The following is an 18,324-nucleotide window of genomic DNA, read 5'->3' on the forward strand; positions in this document are numbered from 1 at the left end:
CAGCCATGACCGACCACGCCGCCGACGCCATCGCCCACGACGATCCCTTCGCCATCTTCGAGACGTGGTTCGCGCTGGCCAAGGCGCACGAGCCCAACGATCCCAACGCGATGGCGCTGGCCACCGCCACGCGCGATGCTTTGCCTTCGGTGCGGATGGTGCTGCTCAAGGGCCACGGCCCCGACGGCTTCGTATTCTACACCAACTTCCACAGCCGCAAGGGCGGGGAACTGGCCGCCAACCCGCATGTCGCGCTGCTGTTCCACTGGAAGTCGCTGCGCCGCCAAGTGCGGATCGAAGGTCCCATTGCCGAAGTCACCCCGGCCGAAGCCGATGCCTATTTCGCCAGCCGCCATCCCGAATCGCGGCTCGGCTCGGCGGCGTCGGACCAGTCGCGTCCGCTCGACGACCGGCAGACCTATCTCGACCGGGTGGCGGCGCTGCGCGCGCAGTACCCCGACGGGAACGTTCCGCGCCCGGCGCACTGGTCGGGCTATCGCGTCAGCCCCACCGCGATCGAGTTCTGGCAGGACCGCGATTTCCGCCTGCACGAGCGGCGCCGCTTCCTGTCCGACGGCAACGGCGGCTGGACCTCGAGCCTGTTGTACCCCTAAGGTCGGCGCCATCATGGACATGACCGCTCCTGCCGACCACGGCGACCTCAACCGCAAGGCCGCGCTCGCCTCGATCTCGGTGGCGACGCTGCTCGCCGCGATGAAGGTCTGGGCGGTGGTTTCGACCGGATCGTCGGCCATGCTCGGCAGCCTTGCCGACACCGCGCTCGATCTCGTCGCCAGCCTCGCGACGCTGCTCGGGGTGTGGATCGCGGCGATGCCCGACGATCACAACCACCGCTTCGGCCACGGCAAGGCCGAGGCGCTGGCGGCCATGTTCCAGGTGGTGCTGATCTCGATCTCGGCGATCGGCCTCGCGGTCCGCTCGGTCAACCAGTTCGTCGCCGGCAGCCGCGTCGCCGAGGCCGAGAGCGGGGTGATCGTCTCGGCCATCGCGATGGCGGCCACGGTCGCGCTGCTGCTCTACCAGCGGCACGTTATCGCGCGCACCGGCAGCCTCGCGATCAGCACCGACAACGTCCACTACAAGTCGGACCTGTTCCTCAACCTCGCGGTCATCGCCGCGCTGCTGCTCGACAAGGGGCTGGGCATCGCCGGCGCCGACGCGGCCTTCGCGCTGGGCATCGCGCTGTGGCTGGCGTGGGGCGCCTGGGGGGCGTCGCAGGCGGCGATCGAGCAGTTGATGGACCACGAATGGCCGATCGAGAAGCGCGAGCGCTTCCTCGCCGTCGTCGCCCAGCATCCCGAGCTCAAGGGCCTGCACGACCTGCGCACGCGCACCAGCGGCAATCGCGATTTCGTCCAGTTCCACGTCTGGGTCGACGGGCGGATGACGGTGACCGAGGCGCACCGCGTGATGGACGAGATCGAGGACAAGCTGATGGCCGAGTTCCCCGGGCTCGAGGTGCTGATCCACCCCGATCCCGAAGGTCTCGTCGACGAACAGCCGCTGGGCGCGCACGACCTGCTCGCGCCCGGGCCCAACGGCGAAAGCCCGGCCGAGCTGGTGCAGGGCGCGCCCGGCGTTCAGCCGGCGGGATAGAGCGCGACGAGGTCGGCCAGCCGGTCGACCACGCCGCGCAGGGCGGCGTCGTCGGTCTTGCCGAGCCGGACCACCACCAGCTTGCGGCTGGGCGAGACGAGCACGTACTGGCCGAGATGCCCTTCGCAGGCAAACAGGTCGCGCGGGCCCCGCTCGGGGAACAGCGGCTCGGTTCCGGCGGTCGGCGTGCGGTTGAGCCAGATCTGCGCGCCATAGGCCTTTTCGCGCGGGGATGGCGTGGTCATGAACTCGATCCACTGGCGCGGGATGATCTGGCTGCCGCGCACCGCGCCCTTGTTGCGCAGGAATTCCCCGAATCGGGCCCAGTCGCGCGCGGTGCCGTGGATCAGGCTGCCGCCGATCAGCGTGCCCGCGGCGTCGAATTCGGGCAGCATCGAGCGCATGCCGACGGGCTCGAACAGCCGCGTGCGCAGATAGTCGGCGACCGCGTGGCGGCGCGCCTCGGGGGTCGGCTCGCTCGCCAACACCCGCGCGGCGAGGTCGGCGAGGATCACGCTGGTCGCGGTCGAATACTGGAACGTCGAGCCCGGCTCGTGCGCCAGCGGCTGGTCCTCGGCATAGCGCGCCATGTCGTCGCGCCCGTCGAGGAACAGCATGCGCACCTCGTCCGAGCGATAGGGCGGATCGCCCGCCTCGACGTGGCGGAGCCCCGAGCGCATCTGCAGCAGCTGCTTGAGCGTGATTTCGCCGCGCGGGTCGCCCGGGCGCTGCCACTGCGGCACCGGCGCGGATTCGGCAAGGCGCAGCCGTCCGTCGGACACCAGCATGCCGATCATCACGCCGGTGATCGACTTGGCCATCGACCACGACACGAAGCGCGTGTTCTCGTGATAGCCCGGTCCATAGCGTTCGGCGACGATGCGGCCTTCGTGCATCACGATCACCGCGCGGGTCTCGCCCGGGGACCCGTCCGCGAACAGCGCGTCGACGGCGCGGGCGAGCTTTTCGCGCGGAACCCCCGGCGCCTCGGCGACGGCGGCGAGCGCCTGTTCGGACAAGGGCGGCGGCCCCGGATCGGACCGGGCGCATCCCGCCAGGGCTGGCATCAGCGCGAGCGGGGCGATAAGGGCAAGGGGAAGGCGGGTCATGCCGCCGCCCTTCTTCCCCGATCGCACCGGCAAGGCAATGGTCGACCCTCGTTCTCCCACAAGCACGCCGCCGCCATCGGCGCCGGTTCTCGCGCCCGCAGGCCCCTATGCCCGGCCGCCGCGCCGCCGGTTGCGGCCACGACGGGTCGCGCTCCTCGCCCTCGTCGCGGCCGGCATCGGCATTGCGGTCGCGTGGGAGCCGCTCCACGGCTATGCCGTCACCGGCGCCGCCTATGGCGCGCGGGTCGGCTGTTCGTGCCGCTTCGTCGGCGGGCGCGCGCTGTCGGACTGCACCAAGGACTTCGAGCCGGGCATGGCGCTGATCACCTTGCGCGAGGACAGCGAGGCGCGCAGCGTCACCGCGCGCTTTCCCCTGCTCGCGCGCCAGACCGCGACTTACCGCAAGGGCTGGGGCTGCGTGCTCGAACCGTGGAAGTGAGTCAGTCGGACGGGGCGGCGGTGTCCCACGGCTCGGTCGCGTCGATCCAGCCGCCGCCGACGACCCGCTCGCCGGCATAGAGCACCGCCGCCTGTCCCGGCGCCACGCCGTATTCGGGCTGGAGGAAGCGCAGCGTGGTCGCGGCGCCCGCGCCGAACGGGCCTTCGAGCGCGACCGGCACGGGCTTTGCCAGCGAGCGCACCTTGGCGGTGAGCGGCCCGGCGGGCAGCGGGCCGATGCGGTTGGTCTCGACCACCGTCGCGCGCCCGACCGCGAGCATCGCCCGCGGCCCGACGAGCACGCGCCGCCCGGTCGCGTCGAGCGCGACGACATAGAGCGGCTCGGGCTGGCCGCCGATCTCGAGGCCGCGGCGCTGGCCGACGGTGTAGTGGATCACGCCGGCATGGTGGCCGAGCACCGCGCCGGTCGCGGCATGGACGATCTCGCCCCCCGCCACGCCCTCTGGGCGGACTTTCGCCACCACTTTGGCGTAATCGCCGTCGGGCACGAAGCAGATGTCCTGGCTGTCGGGCTTGGCGGCGACGGCAAGGCCGAGCGTCGAGGCGAGGCGCCGCACTTCGGGCTTGGGCAGGCCGCCCAGCGGAAAGCGCAGGAAGTCGAGCTGGGCTTCGGTGGTGCCGTAGAGGAAGTAGGACTGGTCGCGCGCCGGATCGAGCGCGCGGTGCAGCTCGGGCCCCTGGGGGCCCGGCACGCGGCGGACGTAGTGGCCGGTCGCGAGGCAGTCGGCGCCGAGGTCGCGGGCCATCGCCAGGAGGTCGGTGAACTTGGGCCCCATGTTGCAGCGGATGCACGGGATCGGCGTGCGCCCGGCGAGGTAGTCGTCGGCGAAGCGGTCGACGACGTCCTCGCGAAAGCTCGATTCATGGTCGAAGACGTAGTGCGCGATGCCGAGCCGGTCGGCGACCGCACGCGCGTCGCGGATGTCGTCGCCGGCGCAGCAGGCGCCCTTGCGGCCGGTGGCGGCGCCATGATCGTAGAGTTGCAGCGTGATGCCGATCACCTCGGCGCCGCTCGCCGCGGCAAGCCCTGCGACGACCGAGCTGTCGACTCCGCCGGACATCGCGACGACGATCCGGCGCGCGCCGGCAGGCGCGGCGAGATCGAACAGGGCTTCGGGAGTGACGGGCAGGTCTGAGCCGGACATGGCCCGCTCCATAGGCGCTCGCGCGCGCAAAATCAGGCGGAATCTTGGGGGCGACCGGTAAACGGGGGCTAAGGTGAAAACCTAACCGGCGGTAAATGACGGATTTACTCCGCCTTATCCGTCTTGCGGTTATGTGACTGCCCATGGATCTGGGATTCAACGATGTCTGGGGCGGGGAAGCCGCCGTCGATGCGCAACGGCTTCGGCCGCTCGCATGGGCGGACTTGTGCGCCCGGCTCGTGGCCGCGCAGGATCTGCGACGCGAGATGCAGCCCGAACGGGATCGGCCGGCGCTCGACGCCGCGGCGCCCGCGAGCTTCCATCGTCCTGCCGCACAACTGCTTCGCGATATCGCAATCCCTGCCGCAACCGCCATTCGTGAACGGAGTGTTAACCTTTCCCCTTCAGGGAATGGCAAAGACGACGGCGGCACACCGTGGAGCCATACAGTAACTGGTCGCACACCGCCCACTGACCGCCCGTCCCGACGAGAAAAGCCATGATCGAAAACCAGAAAATCAGGCCTTCGCAGGTGATCGGACCGCTCGGAGAGCCCTTGACGCTCGAGAGCCTGCCGCCGCCGAGCACGACCCGCTGGGTGGTGCGTCGCAAGGCCGAAGTCGTCGCCGCCGTGAACGGCGGCCTGCTGACCATCGACGAAGTCTGCCAGCGCTACGGGCTGACCCTCGAGGAGTTCGCCTCGTGGCAGCGCGCGGTCGATCGCTCGGGCATGCAGGGTCTGCGCGTGACGCGGATCCAGCACTACCGCGATCTCTACGAGCGCCAGCTCAAGTACTGACCCGCGTCCGTGCCGGTTCGGCACGCGCCGTGCCGGGGCCGCTTCCCGCAAGGGCAGCGGCCCCATGTCGTTTTGCCTTGCCGCTATTGCGCGCTCGGCCGCGATCGATTTCAGATGCAACCGGGCAACACTTGCGCGCAGCCGGCAAGTCCTTCGTCGAGCCGCAATTGCAACTGGTCGGTTCGAGGTCTATTGCAACCACGAAAAACGCCATCGGAGGCGGTGCGCCGGCGCTTGCGACCGGTGTATTGTTAAGATAGCACACCGTGGTGTCCGGATAGGCCGGACCCAGGTCGGGAGTGGCCCGCTTGGGGGCTAGGGCACGTGAGCGACATGAACTACGAGACGAGCATTGCATCCGCCGAGGCCGAGCCGCTGATCGTCGAGGCGGACGAGCCCGCGGCCCCTGCCGGCCGGCGCAACCTGATCGTCGCCGTGGTGATCGCGCTCGTCCTCGGGCTCGCCTACTACCTGATGCACCACAACGCGGGCGAAGCGGGCGACGCCAAGGCCGGCGCGCAGGCGCAGACCGTCACCGTCGTCGCGCCGGGCCGCACCACCGTGGAGGGCGTCATCAACGCCAGCGGCGCGATCGCCGCGCGACGCGACATGCCGGTCGGCATCGCCGGTGAAGGCGGCCGCGTCGTCAGCGTGCTGGTCGACGCAGGCGCCTGGGTGCGCAAGGGCCAGGTCCTCGCGGTGGTCGATCGCGCGGTCCAGGCGCAGCAGATCGCCGGGCAGTCGGCCAACATCGCGGTCCAGGCCGCCAACGCCCGCCTCGCCCAGGCCAACCTCGACCGTGCGCTCAAGCTGGTCGAGAAGGGCTTCATCTCGAAGGCCGACATCGACCGCCTCACCGCCACCCGCGATGCCGCGGTGGCGCAAGTCGGCGTCGCCCGCGCCTCGCTCGGCCAGCTCCAGGCGAGCACCGCGCGGCTCAACGTGATCGCGCCCGAATCCGGCCTCGTGCTGACCCGCAGCGTCGAGCCCGGGCAGATCGTCGGCCCCGCATCGGGCACGCTGTTCCGCATCGCCAAGGACGGCGAGCTCGAAATGCAGGCGCGCCTTGCCGAAAACGATCTGGCGCGCCTTTCGGTCGGCGTCGCCGCGCAGGTGACGCCGGTCGGCACCACGCGCGCGTTCGACGGCCGCGTCTGGCAGGTATCGCCGACGATCGACCCCACCACCCGCGAAGGCATCGCCCGCATCGCGCTGCCCTATGATCCCGCGCTGCGTCCCGGCGGCTTCGCCAGCGCCCAGATCCGGAGCGGCGAGGTCACCGCGCCGGTGCTGCCCGAATCCGCGATCCTGTCCGACCAGCGCGGCGCCTTCGTCTATGTCGTGGGCGGCAACAACAAGGTCGAGCGCCGTCCGGTCACGACCGGCGACGTCACCCCTCAGGGGATCGTCGTCCGCACGGGCCTTTCGGGCAACGAGCGCATCGTGCTGCGCGCCGGCGGGTTCCTCAACCCCGGCGACCAGGTTCATCCCGTGACGGCTTCGGCCGGCGCCAAGTGACGGCCAGGGGCGCGATCCCATGAACTTCAAGAACATCTCGGCCTGGTCGATCCGCAACCCGGTCGTGCCGATCGTGCTGTTCCTCGGGCTGACGCTCGCGGGGCTGGTCTCGTTCATGGGCATGAAGGTCCAGGACCAGCCGGACATCGAGTTCCCGATGGTGATCATCACCATCAGCCAGCCCGGCGCCGCGCCCACCGAGATCGAGAACCAGATCACGCAGCGCGTCGAATCCGCGGTGCGGACCATCCAGGGCATCGAGGCGATGAGCTCGACCGCCTCGGAAGGCACCAGCCAGACGATGGTCCAGTTCAAGATCGGCACCGACATCAATTCGGCGGTGAACGAGGTCAAGAACGCGATCGACCAGACCCGCGGCAACCTGCCCGACGGCATTCTCGAACCGCAGGTGATCAAGGCGCAGACCTCGTCCGACCCGATCGCCTACTTCGCGGTCGAAGCCGACGACATGACGCTCGAGCAGCTGTCCTGGTTCATCGACGACACCGTCGCCAAGCGCCTGCTGTCGGTCACCGGCATGGCCGAAGTGCTGCGCTCGGGCGGGGTCGACCGCGAGATCACGGTGACGCTCGATCCGATGCGGATGAAGGCGCAAGGGGTCACCGCGGTCCAGGTCAACGCAGCGCTGCGCCAGGTCAACCTCAACGCCGCGGGCGGCCGCGCCGAAGTCGCAGGCTCCCGCCAGGCGGTCCGCGTGCTGGGCAACGCGCTGTCGGCCTTCGACCTGTCGCAGACCCAGATCTCGCTCGCCAACGGCCGGACGATCCGCCTGTCGGACGTCGCCGACGTGCGCGACAGCTACAGCGAGATCACCTCGATCGCCAAGTTCAACGGCAAGCCCGTGGTGACCTTCTCGATCGCCCGCGCACGCGGTGAATCCGACGTCAGCGTGTTCGACGAAGCGGTCAAGGAGATGGACAAGATCGCCGCCGAGCAGGGCGGCAAGGTCAAGTTCCGCCAGCTGTTCAACTCGGTGCAGTACACCAAGGACCAGTACCGCAGCTCGATGTCCTCGATGGTCGAGGGCGCGGTGCTGGCGGTGATCGTGGTGTTCTTCTTCCTGCGCGACTGGCGCGCGACGATCGTTTCGGCGATCGCGATCCCGCTCTCGGCCATTCCCACCTTCTGGGTGATGGACCTGATGGGCTTCACGCTCAACCAGATGTCGCTGCTCGCGCTCGGCCTCGTCGCGGGCGTGCTGGTCGACGACGCGATCGTCGAGATCGAGAACATCGTGCGCCACATGCGGATGGGCAAGACGCCCTACCAGGCCTCGATCGACGCGGCCGACGAGATCGGCCTGGCGGTGGTGGCGACGACCTTCTCGATCGTCGCGGTGTTCTTCCCGGTGGGCCTGATGCCCGGCGTCTCGGGCCAGTTCTTCAAGAACTTCGGCCTCACCGTCGTCGTCGCGGTGCTGTTCTCGCTGCTCGTCGCGCGCATGATCACGCCGATGATCGCCGCCTATTTCCTCAAGGCCCACGGCCATGCCGAACATGGCGGCGGCCCGTGGATGGACCGCTACATGAAGGTCCTGCGCTGGTCGCTCGATACCCGCGCCGCGCAGGCCTATCGCGCCCGCTTCCCCAAGCGCCGGGTGCGCGCCCGGCTGCGCGACCACCGCCTGTGGATGATGGGCGTCGGCTTCGGCGCGCTGCTGCTGACCGGCGTGCTGTTCTTCGTCGTGCCGAGCCAGTTCTTCCCCGACACCGACGAGGACTTCAGCCGCATCGTCGTCGAGATGGTGCCCGGCACCACGATCGAGCAGACCGAGCGCAAGATCGACGAAGTCTACCGCATGGTGAAGGACGAACCGGAAGTCGAATCCGGGCTCGAGCGCGTCGAGGAATCGAAGGGCCGGGTCTTCCTCGTGCTCAAGAAGGGCTCCGGCCTGCGCGACAGCGTGCGCTTCGAGCGCGAGCTGACGCCGAAGCTGCAGACCATCGCCGATGCGCGCGTCTCGTTCATGAGCATGAACGGCGGGGGCCCCGGGGGCGGGTCGGGCCGTCCGATCTCGATCATGCTGTCGGGCTCGGACCCGGCGCTGCTGCAGCGCACCGCGCAGACCCTGGTCGACCAGATGAGCAAGCTCAAGACGGTCGTCGCCCCGCGCGTCAGCGCCGACATGCGCCGGCCCGAGATCGTGATCACCCCGCATCTCGATCTCGCCGCCAACCTCGGCGTGACCACCCAGGCGCTGAGCCAGGTGATCCGCATCGCGACGCAAGGCGAAATCGACCAGAACAGCGCCAAGTTCTCGCTGTCCGACCGCCAGGTGCCGATCCGCGTCAAGCTGCCGCCCGAATCGCGCCGCGACCTCTCGACCATCGAGAACCTGCCGGTGCCGACCACCGCGGGCACCACGGTCCCGCTTTCGCGCGTCGCCTCGATCGGCTTCGGCTCGGGCCCGACGACGATCCAGCGCTACAACCAGAACCGCCGCGTGTTCATCGGCGCCGACCTTCCCGCCGGCGTCGCCAAGGGCACGGCGATGGCCGAGATCAACAAGCTGCCGATTATGAAGAACATCCCGCAGGGCGTGTCGAACGCGCCGGCGGGCGAGGATCGCTGGCAGCAGGAGATGCTCAACAACTTCGTCGTCGCGGTCTGCGCGGGCGTGCTGCTGGTGTTCTCGGTGCTGGTGCTGCTCTACCACCGGTTCGTCTCGCCGCTGGTCAACATGGGCTCGCTGTTCCTCGCCCCGCTCGGCGGCATGCTGCTGCTCGGCCTCGTCGGGCAGCCGCTGTCGATGCCGGTGTTCATCGGCATCCTGATGCTGTTCGGCATCGTCGCGAAGAACTCGATCCTGCTGATCGACTTCGCGATCGAGGAAATGGCGACCGGCAAGACCAAGCTCGAGGCGATCATCGAGGCCGGGCACAAGCGCGCGCAGCCGATCATCATGACCACCGTCGCGATGGTCGCCGGCATGGTGCCGACCGCGATCTCGCTCGGTGGCGATGCGGGCTGGCGCGCGCCGATGGGGACGACCGTGATCGGCGGGCTGACGATGTCGACCCTGCTCACGCTGCTGATCGTGCCTGCCGGCTTCAGCCTGGCCGACGGCATCGAAAAGCGCGTCGGGCCCTGGCTCGGCCGCAAGGTGCTGAGCTACGATCCGAACGATCCGCGCAACAAGGCGGCTGACCACGCTGCGGGGAACCGGTCGCACGGCGAGGCATTCCCGGCGGAGTGAGCCAGCCGCCCGCCGCATCCATCGCAAGATCCGCGCGACGCCGGGACGGCGCCCTGCGGCCCGACCCCGTCCGGCGCATGCGGCTGATCGCCACCGGCCTGCTGGTGGCCATGGCCGCGCTGTTCCTCGTCTCGCGCGCACTGGTCCCGCTGCATCCCGGCTGGGGCTACCTGCGCGCCTTTGCCGAGGCGGCGATGGTCGGCGGGCTCGCCGACTGGTTCGCGGTGACCGCGCTGTTCCGCCGCCCGCTCGGCCTGCCGATCCCCCACACCGCGATCATCCCGGAGAACAAGGACCGCATCGCCGATTCGATGGCGGCGTTCCTGCGCGACAATTTCCTGACGCCCCAGGTCGTCGCGCGGCGGATGCAGGGCTTTGCCGCCGCGCGGCTCGCCGGGCAGTTCCTCGCCAACCCGCGCGGCTCCGAAAGCCGCCTGCGCGAAGGCGCGAGCAGCCTGCTTGCCGACGTGCTCGAATCGCTCGACCAGGAAAAGCTCGGCGGCCTCGCCAAGGGGGCGGTGCGCGCACAGGTCGAACGGCTCGACCTCGCGCCGCTGCTCGGCCAGATGCTCGGCGCGATGGTCGCCGACGGGCGGCACATGCCGCTGGTCGAAAGCGGCATCCGCAAGGCCGCGCACCTGCTCGAAGCCAACGAGGACATGATCCGGGCGATGATCCACGAGCGGGCCAACGCGCTGATGCGCTTCGCCCGGCTCGACGAGCGGCTCGCCAACACGATCCTCGACGGGCTCTACAAGCTCCTCGCCGAAACCGTGGTGATCCCCGACCATCCGCTGCGCCTGAAGATCGAGGAGGGCTTGCAGCAGCTCGCCCACGATCTCGTGCACGATGCCGCAATGCGCGCGCGGGTCGAGCGGATGAAGGCCGAAGTCCTTGCCAACCCGGCCTTCGCCGCCTGGCTCGATGCGCTGTGGGAGCGCGCGCGGGCGCGGTTGCTGCGCGCGGTGCGCGAACCGGGCGGCGCGCTGTCGGGCCAGCTCGGCTCGAGCCTCGGCGAGCTCGGCCGCGCGCTGCAGCACGATCCGCGGCTGCAGCACCTGGTCGACCGCTTCGCCCGCCGCACCCTGGTCGGCGTCGCCACCCGCTATGGCGACCAGATCGTGCGGCTGGTGTCCGAGACGGTGCGCCGCTGGGACGCGCGCACCGTGACCGATCGCATCGAAGGCGCGGTCGGGCGCGACCTCCAGTTCATCCGCATCAACGGCACGCTGGTCGGCGGGCTTGTCGGCGTGGCGATCCACGCTATCGACGTGCTGCTATGACCGAGACCGCCCCCTTCCTCGTCACCGACCGGCTCGAGCTGTGGATGCCGCAGGCGCACGATCATGCCGGGCTCGTCGCGCTGCTCGCCCCTGAAGCGGTGCGCGCCAACCTCGGCAACCGGCCGACCAGCGCGGTCGAGGAATTCAACCGCCTGCTGCGCAACGCCGGCAGCTGGATGCTCTACGGTTACGGCATCCTCACCTGCCGGCTGCGCGGAGAGGAGGAGATCGTCGGCATTTGCGGCGTGTTCCACTCCTGGCGCGGCTTCGGCCAGGGCATGGACGATACCGCCGAGATCGGGTGGATCTTCGCCGAACGCGCCTGGGGCAAGGGCATCGCGACCGAGGCCGCCCGGGCCGTGCTCGACTGGTTCGCGCTCGCGCATCCGGGCAAGCGGGTGGGCTGCATGATCAACGACACCAACCTCGCCTCGATCGCGGTGGCCGAAAAGCTCGGCTTCGCGCGCTACGACACGCACCTCGCCGAAGACGGCGCGAGGCTGGTCCTGCTCGAACGCGCCGCCTGAGCCCTACTTCCCCGCGTCGATCAACGCCTGGACCTCGCGATAGAACGCCTCGCGCGCGGCGCCTTCGGGCCCCTTGGTCGCCCGGGTCCAGTCGGCGTTCGAGGCGATCACCAGCCGCCGCGCCGGGTCGATGAAGATGCCCTGGCCGAAGATGCCCTGCGCCGCGACCGAGCCGTCGTCGTAGGTCCACCACTGGAAGCCGTAGCCCTTGCCCGGCTTGCCGATGTCCTTCTGCTTGTGCGTCGCCTGCGCGAACCAGTCGGCGGGCACGATCTGGCGCCCGCCGGCACGGCCGTTGTCGAGCACGAACAGGCCCATCCGCGCATAGTCGCGCGTCGCGGCCTGGAGGCAGCAGCCGGCGATCTCGTGCCCGGTCTTGCCGAGCAGCCAGGTCGCCTCGGCTTCCATCCCGGCCGGCTGCCAGATCTTTTCGTGAAGGTACTGCGCCAGCGGCTTCTTCACCGCCGATGAGACCAGCACGCCGATCAGGTTGGTCTCGCCGGTGTTGTAGTGCCAGACCTCGCCCGGCGGATGCGCGCGTGGCAGCTTGCGCAGGTAGCTGACCGTCGCATCGACGCCGGGCTCGGGCGTCGCCCGGTTGAACGCGGCGACGTCCGAGTTGGGGTCTTCGTAGTCCTCGTTCCAGCGCACCCCCGAGCTCATCGTCAGCAACTGCCGCACGCTGACGTCGTCATAGGCCGAACCGCGCAGGCCGGGGATGTAGGCGCTGACCTTGTCCTCCAGGCTGCGGATCGCGCCGTCCTGGATCGCCGCGCCGACCAGCGTCGAGGTGAACGACTTCGCCACCGAGAAGCTCGTCCAGCGGCCCTTCGCGTCGAATCCCAGGCCATAGCGTTCGAGCCGCACCTTGCCGTCCTGCAGCACGACCAGCCCGGCCAGCCGCTGCTCGCGCATCACCTTGTCGATGTCGGGCACCGCCAGCGGGCGCCCCTGCGGCAGCGGGCGCGGGTGCGAGGAAGGCACGATCCGGTTGGCCCGGGCGAGCAGCGGCAGGCGGTCCATCGCGCGGAATGCGGCATCGCGCTGCGCCAGCGACCAGCCGAGCACGTCGGCGTTGGTCGGCATGGCCGCCAGCAGCCCGCGGGTTTCCTTGTCGAGGCTTGCATACCAGCCGCCGCCCGCGACCAGCACCGCCGCCAGCACGGCCAGACCCCATCCACGCTTGCGCATCCCATCCCCACATGGCGATTGTCGTTGGCGCGAGCATACCGCCTGCGCGCGCCGGGGGAAGCGCCAACCTTGCCGCGCCGGCGCGCGCTTCAGGCGGCGACCAGCGTGGCGATGCGGCGGGCCAGTTCCTCGACCGTGAACGGCTTGGTCAGGATGTCCATCCCGGCGTCGATCGCGCTGCCGTCGACCACGCTGCTTTCGGCATAGCCGGTGACGAACAGGATCTTGAGCAGCGGGCGGGTGCGGCGCGCGGCATCGGCCACCTGCCGGCCGTTGAGCCCGTTGGGCAGGCCGACGTCGGTGACCAGCAGGTCGAGCGCCGGGGCGGCGTCCATCGCCGCGAGCGCCTGCGCCCCGTCCTCGGCCTCGAGGCAGGCATAGCCGAGCGCGGCGAGGGCATCGACCAGCAGCAGGCGCACGCTCGGCTCGTCGTCGACCACCAGCGCGGTGCCGGCGAGCGAAGGCGCCGGCAGCCGTTCGCCCGAGGAGGGAACCGGCGGCGCAGGATCGCCGCGGTAGCGCGGCAGGTAGATCCGCACGCGCGTGCCGACTCCCGGTTCCGAGCGGATCCGCACGAGACCGCGGCTCTGCCGGGCAAAGCCGTAGACCATCGACAGCCCCAGCCCGGTGCCGCGCCCGATCGGCTTGGTGGTGAAGAACGGGTCGAACACCCGCTCGAGGTCCTCGGCCGGGATACCCACGCCGGTATCGCCGACCATCACCGCCACGTAGTCGCCGGGCGGCAGACCCCGGTCGCTCGCCGCCGAACCCTCGAGCGTGAGGTTGTCGGTGGTGATGGTGATGCGGCCACCCTGCGGCATCGCGTCGCGCGCGTTGATGCACAAGTTGAGCAGCGCGTTCTCGAGCTGGTTGGGATCGACCGAGGTCGGCCAGAGACCCTCCTGCGGCGCGACCTCGACGCGGTAGGCAGGGCCGACCGTGCGCGCGACCAGATCGATGAACTCAGGCAGCAGGGCGTTGACGTCGATCGCGCGCGGCGACAGCGTCTGGCGGCGCGAAAAGGCGAGCAGGCGATGGGTCAGCGCCGCCGCGCGGCGCGTCGCGCCCAGGCCCGCGGCAAGGTAGCGCGAGATGTCGGCCGCCGGATCGGTCGCCCGGCGGCGCTCGATCAGCTCGAACGCGCCCTGGATGCCGGCGAGCAGGTTGTTGAAATCGTGGGCGAGGCCGCCGGTCAGCTGGCCCACCGCCTCCATCTTCTGCGCCTGGCGCAGCGCGGCCTCGGCCGCCTCGCGTTCGGCGAGCGCCTCGACCACGCGCGCCTCGAGCGTTTCGGCGAGGTTGCGCAGCGCCTCCTCGGCGCGGACCTGGTCGGTCACGTCCTTGAACAGCACCGCCACCAGCCGGTCCTCGAACGGCCCGATGCGGAACGAGGAGACCTCGAGGTGGCGCCCGGTGGCGACCAGCTCGTTGCGGAAGCGGATCGGCTCGCCGGTGTGGAGCACCCGGCCGTAGAACGCGACCCAGGCGTCGGCTTCGTCGGGCACCATTTCGCGCAGGCGCTGGCCGACCACGTCCGGAATGCCGGTGTTGCGCTCGTAGGCTGCGTTGGCGAGGATGTGGATGTAGTCGCTCAAGGGACCGTGCGGCCCGTCGAGGAAGCGGATCACGCAGTAGCCCTGGTCCATGCTCTCGAACAGGGTGCGGTAGAGCTCGGGCGGAATCGCGGGGAGGGCGTCGTCGGCAACGCCGCTGGCATCGTGCGGCTCGGAGCGCGACGGTAAGTCCATCGGGCCGCAAACGGAGAAAGGAGCGATCGGTTCCCGCCAAAGGAAACGGGGCCGGAAGTTTCCTTCCGGCCCCGCCCTTTTCGTCAGCGTGAGCTGCCCTGGACTGCTTAGAAGTCCATGCCGCCCATGCCGCCCATGCCACCGCCCATCGGCGGCATCGCGGGCTTGTCTTCCGGCTTCTCGCTGATCGCCGCTTCGGTGGTGATCAGCAGGCCCGAAACCGACGCGGCATCCTGGAGCGCGGTGCGCACGACCTTGGTCGGGTCGATGACGCCGGCGGCCTTCAGGTTCTCGTAGGTGTCGGTCGCGGCGTTGAAGCCCTGGTTCTCGTCGTTCTCGCGCAGCAGGTTGCCGGCGACGACAGCACCGTCATGACCGGCGTTCGAAGCGATCTGGCGCAGCGGCGCCTGGATCGCGCGACGCACGATGTCGATGCCCTTGGTCTGGTCGTCGTTGGCGCCCTTGAGCCCTTCGAGAGCCTTGGTCGCGTAGAGCAGCGCGGTGCCGCCACCGGGGACGATGCCTTCCTCGACCGCGGCGCGGGTCGCGTGCAGCGCGTCGTCGACGCGGTCCTTGCGCTCCTTCACCTCGACTTCGGTGGCGCCGCCGACCTTGATCACGGCCACGCCGCCGGCGAGCTTGGCGAGACGCTCCTGGAGCTTCTCGCGGTCGTAGTCGCTGGTGGTGACTTCGATCTGGGCGCGGATCTGCTCGACGCGGGCCTTGATCTCTTCAGCCGAACCGGCGCCATCGACGATCGTGGTGTTGTCCTTGTCGATGGTGACCTTCTTGGCCTGGCCGAGCATCGGGAGCGTGACGCTCTCGAGCTTGATGCCGAGGTCTTCCGAGATCATCTCGCCCTTGGTCAGCGTGGCGATGTCGCCCAGCATGGCCTTGCGGCGGTCGCCGAAGCCCGGCGCCTTGACCGCGGCAACCTTGAGGCCGCCGCGCAGCTTGTTGACGACGAGGGTCGCCAGCGCTTCGCCTTCGATGTCCTCGGCGATGATCAGCAGCGGACGGCCGGTCTGGACCACGGCTTCGAGAACCGGCAGCATCGCCTGCAGCGACGACAGCTTCTTCTCGTGGATCAGGATGTACGGATTCTCGAGCTCGACCGTCATCTTTTCCGGGTTGGTGATGAAGTAGGGCGAGAGGTAGCCGCGGTCGAACTGCATGCCTTCGACGACATCGAGTTCGAATTCGAGGCCCTTGGCCTCTTCCACGGTGATCACGCCTTCCTTGCCGACCTTCTCCATCGCCTCGGCGATCTTCTGGCCGACTTCGGTGTCGCCGTTGGCCGAGATGATGCCGACCTGGGCGATTTCCGACGAACCCGAAACCGGGGTCGAACGCGACTTGAGGTTCTCGACGACCTTGGTCACGGCGATGTCGATGCCGCGCTTGAGGTCCATCGGGTTCATGCCCGCAGCGACCGAGGTCATGCCTTCGCGCACGATCGCCTGGGCGAGAACGGTCGCGGTGGTGGTGCCGTCACCGGCGGCGTCGTTGGCCTTGCTGGCGACTTCGCGCAGCATCTGCGCGCCCATGTTCTCGAACTTGTCCTTGAGTTCGATTTCCTTGGCGACCGACACACCGTCCTTGGTGATGCGCGGGGCGCCGAAGCTCTTGTCGATGACGACGTTGCGGCCCTTGGGGCCCAGCGTCACCTTCACCGCGTCGGCGAGAATGTCGACGCCGCGCAGGATGCGCTCACGAGCGTCGCGCGAAAAGCGTACGTCCTTGGCAGCCATGTTGATTTCCTTCGAATGTCTGGAGTGGATGTCTGGACAGTGGCGGCGGCGATCAGCCGATCACGCCGAGGATGTCCGATTCCTTCATGATCAGCAGGTCTTCGCCGGCGACCTTGACTTCGGTGCCGGACCACTTGCCGAACAGCACGCGGTCGCCGACCTTGACGTCGAGCGGGGTCACGGTGCCGTTCTCGGCGCGGGCGCCGGTCCCGACGGCGACGATCTCGCCTTCAGCGGGCTTTTCCTTGGCGCTGTCGGGGATGATGATCCCGCCGGCGGTCTTTTCCTCGGCTTCGACGCGGCGCACCAGCACGCGGTCGTGCAGCGGACGGAAAGTCATGGGTTGCTCCCTCTTCCAATCGAATTGGCGATACGAATTTCTGCTTGGCACTCCCCGGTGGAGAGTGCCAGCGCGGCGCATATGGGTCGGGGGCGACAGAGCGTCAAGAACTGCGGGCGAAGATTCTTTTCGCTGCGATGAACGGGCCGAAGGGCGCGTCCGGTTGCCTCACGCGGGCAGCAGGCCCAGCCGCCCGCGCCGATGCCAGCGCCACAGCAGCAGGCCGGCGACGAAGATCAGCCCGACCAGCAGCCCGATCCACACCCCCAGCCCGCCGATGGGGCTATGCAGCCCGAGCCACAGCGCGGTGCCAACGCCCGGGACCCAATAGCCGAACAGCGCGATCAGCATCGGCACGCGGGTGTCCTGCAGGCCGCGCAGCATGCCCGCGCCGACCGCCTGCGCGCCGTCGAACAGCTGGAAGGCGGCCGCCACCATCATGTACTGGACGGCAAGGTCGACCACGCGGGCGTTGGCCGGCGCGGTGGGATCGATGTAGAGCCACAGCAACTGGTGCGGGAAGATCATCATCACGCTTGCCGACAGCGCCATGAAGCCCATGCCGAGCAGCATCGCCACGCGTCCGGCGCGCGCGATCGCCTGGCGGTCGCCCGCGCCGTAGGACAGCCCGACGCGGATCGTCGCGGCCTGCGCCACGCCGAACGGCACCTGGAAGGCGATGGCCGCGAACTGCAGCGCGACCGTGTGCGCGGCAAGTTCCGCCTCGCCGATGCGGCCCATGACGAAGGCCGCGCCGTTGAACATGCCCGCCTCGGCGATGATCGTGCCGCAGATCGGCAGGCCGATCTTGAGCACCTCGCGGAAGCGGCGCCATTCGGGCACCCACCAGCGCCCCAGCAGGCGATAGCGGTGCAGCCGCCGGTCGAAGCGGATCACCAGCGCATAGGCGCCGAGCATCGCGGTGCTGGTGACCACGCTCGACACCGCCGAGCCGGCCAGCCCCATCGCCGGGGCGCCGAAGTGGCCGAACACGAAGATCCAGTTGCCCGCGGCGTTGACTGCGACCGCCATCGCGGTGATCGCGGTGCCGATCCCGGGGCGGCCCAGCGTCGCCACCACCGTGCGCAGCAGCGCCGCGAGGACCGCCGGGATCGCCGCCCACATCAGGATGTGCAGGAACGGCTCGGCGCGCGCGATGACTCCCGGTTGCTGGCCGGTCAACCGCATCAGCGGCCCGCCGAGCAGGCACACCCCGATCGCCACCGCCGCCGCGAGCAGGCCGACCCACGCGGCCATGCGCACCGTGCGCCGCACCTCGCGCACGGCATGGCGGCGCCGCCCGAGTTCGGCCGCGATCAGCGGCGAGGCCGCGCCGACGAGGCCGGTCATGCTCCACACCAGGAGGCCGAACAGCGCGACCGACAGCGACGATGCGGCGAGCGCCTCGGGCCCCAGCCGCGCGACGAACACCACGTCGATCGCGAAGACCGCCATCTGCAGCAGGTTCGCGCCGACCAGCGGGGCGGCGAGGCGCAACATGCTGCGCCATTCGTCGAGCCAGCTTCGGGGAGGGTTCTCAAACATCGCGCCGCGGGGCATAGGGCGGGCGCGTGCCCAAGGAAAGGCCCCGCGCAACGCCCGGTCCTGCGTGTCGGACCT

General features: G+C 69.7%; 16 protein-coding genes. 9 read left to right on the forward strand and 7 right to left on the reverse strand.

Features of this window, described 5'->3' with window-relative positions; translation table 11 throughout:
- Positions 1-5: 5 nt before the first annotated feature.
- Both pdxH and K3A85_RS15385 read left to right on the forward strand, forming a co-directional pair.
- A complete protein-coding gene (gene pdxH / locus K3A85_RS15380) occupies positions 6-614 on the forward strand; it encodes a pyridoxamine 5'-phosphate oxidase (protein ID WP_225207418.1) in 609 nt (202 codons plus the stop codon).
- A gap of 13 nt (positions 615-627) precedes the next feature.
- Complete coding sequence (locus K3A85_RS15385; RefSeq protein WP_225207419.1) at positions 628-1,617, forward strand: cation diffusion facilitator family transporter; 990 nt, start codon at positions 628-630, stop codon at positions 1,615-1,617.
- Here the strand turns inward: K3A85_RS15385 and K3A85_RS15390 are convergent.
- Positions 1,602-2,726, reverse strand: coding sequence for a serine hydrolase domain-containing protein (locus tag K3A85_RS15390; RefSeq protein ID WP_225207420.1), 1,125 nt, complete (start codon positions 2,724-2,726; stop codon positions 1,602-1,604). The two genes, K3A85_RS15385 and K3A85_RS15390, sit on opposite strands and share 16 nt — an antisense overlap.
- On the opposite strand from K3A85_RS15390, the gene K3A85_RS15395 reads away from it, so the two are divergent.
- Positions 2,725-3,165 (forward strand): hypothetical protein, encoded by a 441-nt coding sequence (locus K3A85_RS15395; RefSeq protein WP_225207421.1) that lies wholly within the window; start codon positions 2,725-2,727, stop codon positions 3,163-3,165. The two genes, K3A85_RS15390 and K3A85_RS15395, sit on opposite strands and share 2 nt — an antisense overlap.
- A gap of 1 nt (position 3,166) precedes the next feature.
- Here K3A85_RS15395 and mnmA read toward each other — a convergent pair whose 3' ends face one another.
- On the reverse strand, positions 3,167-4,330 hold the full coding sequence (mnmA, locus tag K3A85_RS15400; protein ID WP_225207422.1) for a tRNA 2-thiouridine(34) synthase MnmA: 1,164 nt from the start codon (positions 4,328-4,330) through the stop codon (positions 3,167-3,169).
- A gap of 143 nt (positions 4,331-4,473) precedes the next feature.
- Here mnmA and K3A85_RS15405 point away from each other — a divergent pair, with 143 nt between their 5' ends.
- From K3A85_RS15405 to K3A85_RS15430, 6 genes are all read left to right on the forward strand, one after another.
- Complete coding sequence (locus tag K3A85_RS15405; RefSeq protein WP_225207423.1) at positions 4,474-4,833, forward strand: hypothetical protein; 360 nt, start codon at positions 4,474-4,476, stop codon at positions 4,831-4,833.
- Positions 4,830-5,129 (forward strand): CtrA inhibitor SciP, encoded by a 300-nt coding sequence (gene sciP, locus K3A85_RS15410; protein WP_169493941.1) that lies wholly within the window; start codon positions 4,830-4,832, stop codon positions 5,127-5,129. Before K3A85_RS15405 ends, sciP begins: the two co-directional genes overlap by 4 nt.
- Positions 5,130-5,462: 333 nt before the next feature.
- Positions 5,463-6,647 (forward strand): efflux RND transporter periplasmic adaptor subunit, encoded by a 1,185-nt coding sequence (locus K3A85_RS15415; protein WP_225207568.1) that lies wholly within the window; start codon positions 5,463-5,465, stop codon positions 6,645-6,647.
- 19 nt (positions 6,648-6,666) lie between these two features.
- Positions 6,667-9,864 carry an efflux RND transporter permease subunit gene (locus tag K3A85_RS15420; protein WP_225207424.1) on the forward strand — a complete coding sequence of 1,066 codons (3,198 nt, stop codon included), beginning with the start codon at positions 6,667-6,669 and terminating at the stop codon, positions 9,862-9,864.
- Positions 9,865-9,941: 77 nt separating this feature from the next.
- On the forward strand, positions 9,942-11,147 hold the full coding sequence (locus K3A85_RS15425; RefSeq protein ID WP_225207425.1) for a DUF445 domain-containing protein: 1,206 nt from the start codon (positions 9,942-9,944) through the stop codon (positions 11,145-11,147).
- Positions 11,144-11,674 carry a GNAT family N-acetyltransferase gene (locus K3A85_RS15430; protein WP_225207426.1) on the forward strand — a complete coding sequence of 177 codons (531 nt, stop codon included), beginning with the start codon at positions 11,144-11,146 and terminating at the stop codon, positions 11,672-11,674. Before K3A85_RS15425 ends, K3A85_RS15430 begins: the two co-directional genes overlap by 4 nt.
- Before the next feature lie 3 nt (positions 11,675-11,677).
- Here K3A85_RS15430 and K3A85_RS15435 read toward each other — a convergent pair whose 3' ends face one another.
- From K3A85_RS15435 to K3A85_RS15455, 5 genes are all read right to left on the reverse strand, one after another.
- Positions 11,678-12,865, reverse strand: coding sequence for a serine hydrolase domain-containing protein (locus K3A85_RS15435; protein ID WP_225207427.1), 1,188 nt, complete (start codon positions 12,863-12,865; stop codon positions 11,678-11,680).
- 89 nt (positions 12,866-12,954) lie between these two features.
- A complete protein-coding gene (locus K3A85_RS15440) occupies positions 12,955-14,613 on the reverse strand; it encodes an ATP-binding protein (protein WP_225207428.1) in 1,659 nt (552 codons plus the stop codon).
- 107 nt (positions 14,614-14,720) lie between these two features.
- Positions 14,721-16,364 (reverse strand): chaperonin GroEL, encoded by a 1,644-nt coding sequence (groL, locus tag K3A85_RS15445; RefSeq protein ID WP_225207429.1) that lies wholly within the window; start codon positions 16,362-16,364, stop codon positions 14,721-14,723.
- A gap of 52 nt (positions 16,365-16,416) precedes the next feature.
- Positions 16,417-16,704, reverse strand: coding sequence for a co-chaperone GroES (gene groES / locus K3A85_RS15450; RefSeq protein ID WP_225207430.1), 288 nt, complete (start codon positions 16,702-16,704; stop codon positions 16,417-16,419).
- A gap of 168 nt (positions 16,705-16,872) precedes the next feature.
- The gene (locus tag K3A85_RS15455) at positions 16,873-18,249 is read right to left on the reverse strand and encodes an MATE family efflux transporter (RefSeq protein ID WP_225207431.1); all 1,377 of its coding nucleotides are present in this window, start codon (positions 18,247-18,249) and stop codon (positions 16,873-16,875) included.
- Positions 18,250-18,324 lie beyond the last annotated feature (75 nt).

It is taken from the genome of Novosphingobium huizhouense, assembly GCF_020179475.1.
In the GTDB taxonomy this organism is placed as follows: domain Bacteria; phylum Pseudomonadota; class Alphaproteobacteria; order Sphingomonadales; family Sphingomonadaceae; genus Novosphingobium; species Novosphingobium huizhouense.

What these genes read in the sequence shown, in the direction of transcription:
- pdxH (WP_225207418.1), top strand. Translation starts at nt 6, where the DNA reads ATGACCGACCACGCCGCCGACGCCATCGCCCACGACGATCCCTTCGCC.
- K3A85_RS15385 (WP_225207419.1), top strand. Translation starts at nt 628, where the DNA reads ATGGACATGACCGCTCCTGCCGACCACGGCGACCTCAACCGCAAGGCC.
- K3A85_RS15395 (WP_225207421.1), top strand. Translation starts at nt 2,725, where the DNA reads ATGCCGCCGCCCTTCTTCCCCGATCGCACCGGCAAGGCAATGGTCGAC.
- K3A85_RS15390 (WP_225207420.1), bottom strand. Translation starts at nt 2,726, where the DNA reads ATGACCCGCCTTCCCCTTGCCCTTATCGCCCCGCTCGCGCTGATGCCA.
- mnmA (WP_225207422.1), bottom strand. Translation starts at nt 4,330, where the DNA reads ATGTCCGGCTCAGACCTGCCCGTCACTCCCGAAGCCCTGTTCGATCTC.
- K3A85_RS15405 (WP_225207423.1), top strand. Translation starts at nt 4,474, where the DNA reads ATGGATCTGGGATTCAACGATGTCTGGGGCGGGGAAGCCGCCGTCGAT.
- sciP (WP_169493941.1), top strand. Translation starts at nt 4,830, where the DNA reads ATGATCGAAAACCAGAAAATCAGGCCTTCGCAGGTGATCGGACCGCTC.
- K3A85_RS15415 (WP_225207568.1), top strand. Translation starts at nt 5,463, where the DNA reads ATGAACTACGAGACGAGCATTGCATCCGCCGAGGCCGAGCCGCTGATC.
- K3A85_RS15420 (WP_225207424.1), top strand. Translation starts at nt 6,667, where the DNA reads ATGAACTTCAAGAACATCTCGGCCTGGTCGATCCGCAACCCGGTCGTG.
- K3A85_RS15425 (WP_225207425.1), top strand. Translation starts at nt 9,942, where the DNA reads ATGCGGCTGATCGCCACCGGCCTGCTGGTGGCCATGGCCGCGCTGTTC.
- K3A85_RS15430 (WP_225207426.1), top strand. Translation starts at nt 11,144, where the DNA reads ATGACCGAGACCGCCCCCTTCCTCGTCACCGACCGGCTCGAGCTGTGG.
- K3A85_RS15435 (WP_225207427.1), bottom strand. Translation starts at nt 12,865, where the DNA reads ATGCGCAAGCGTGGATGGGGTCTGGCCGTGCTGGCGGCGGTGCTGGTC.
- K3A85_RS15440 (WP_225207428.1), bottom strand. Translation starts at nt 14,613, where the DNA reads ATGGACTTACCGTCGCGCTCCGAGCCGCACGATGCCAGCGGCGTTGCC.
- groL (WP_225207429.1), bottom strand. Translation starts at nt 16,364, where the DNA reads ATGGCTGCCAAGGACGTACGCTTTTCGCGCGACGCTCGTGAGCGCATC.
- groES (WP_225207430.1), bottom strand. Translation starts at nt 16,704, where the DNA reads ATGACTTTCCGTCCGCTGCACGACCGCGTGCTGGTGCGCCGCGTCGAA.
- K3A85_RS15455 (WP_225207431.1), bottom strand. Translation starts at nt 18,249, where the DNA reads ATGTTTGAGAACCCTCCCCGAAGCTGGCTCGACGAATGGCGCAGCATG.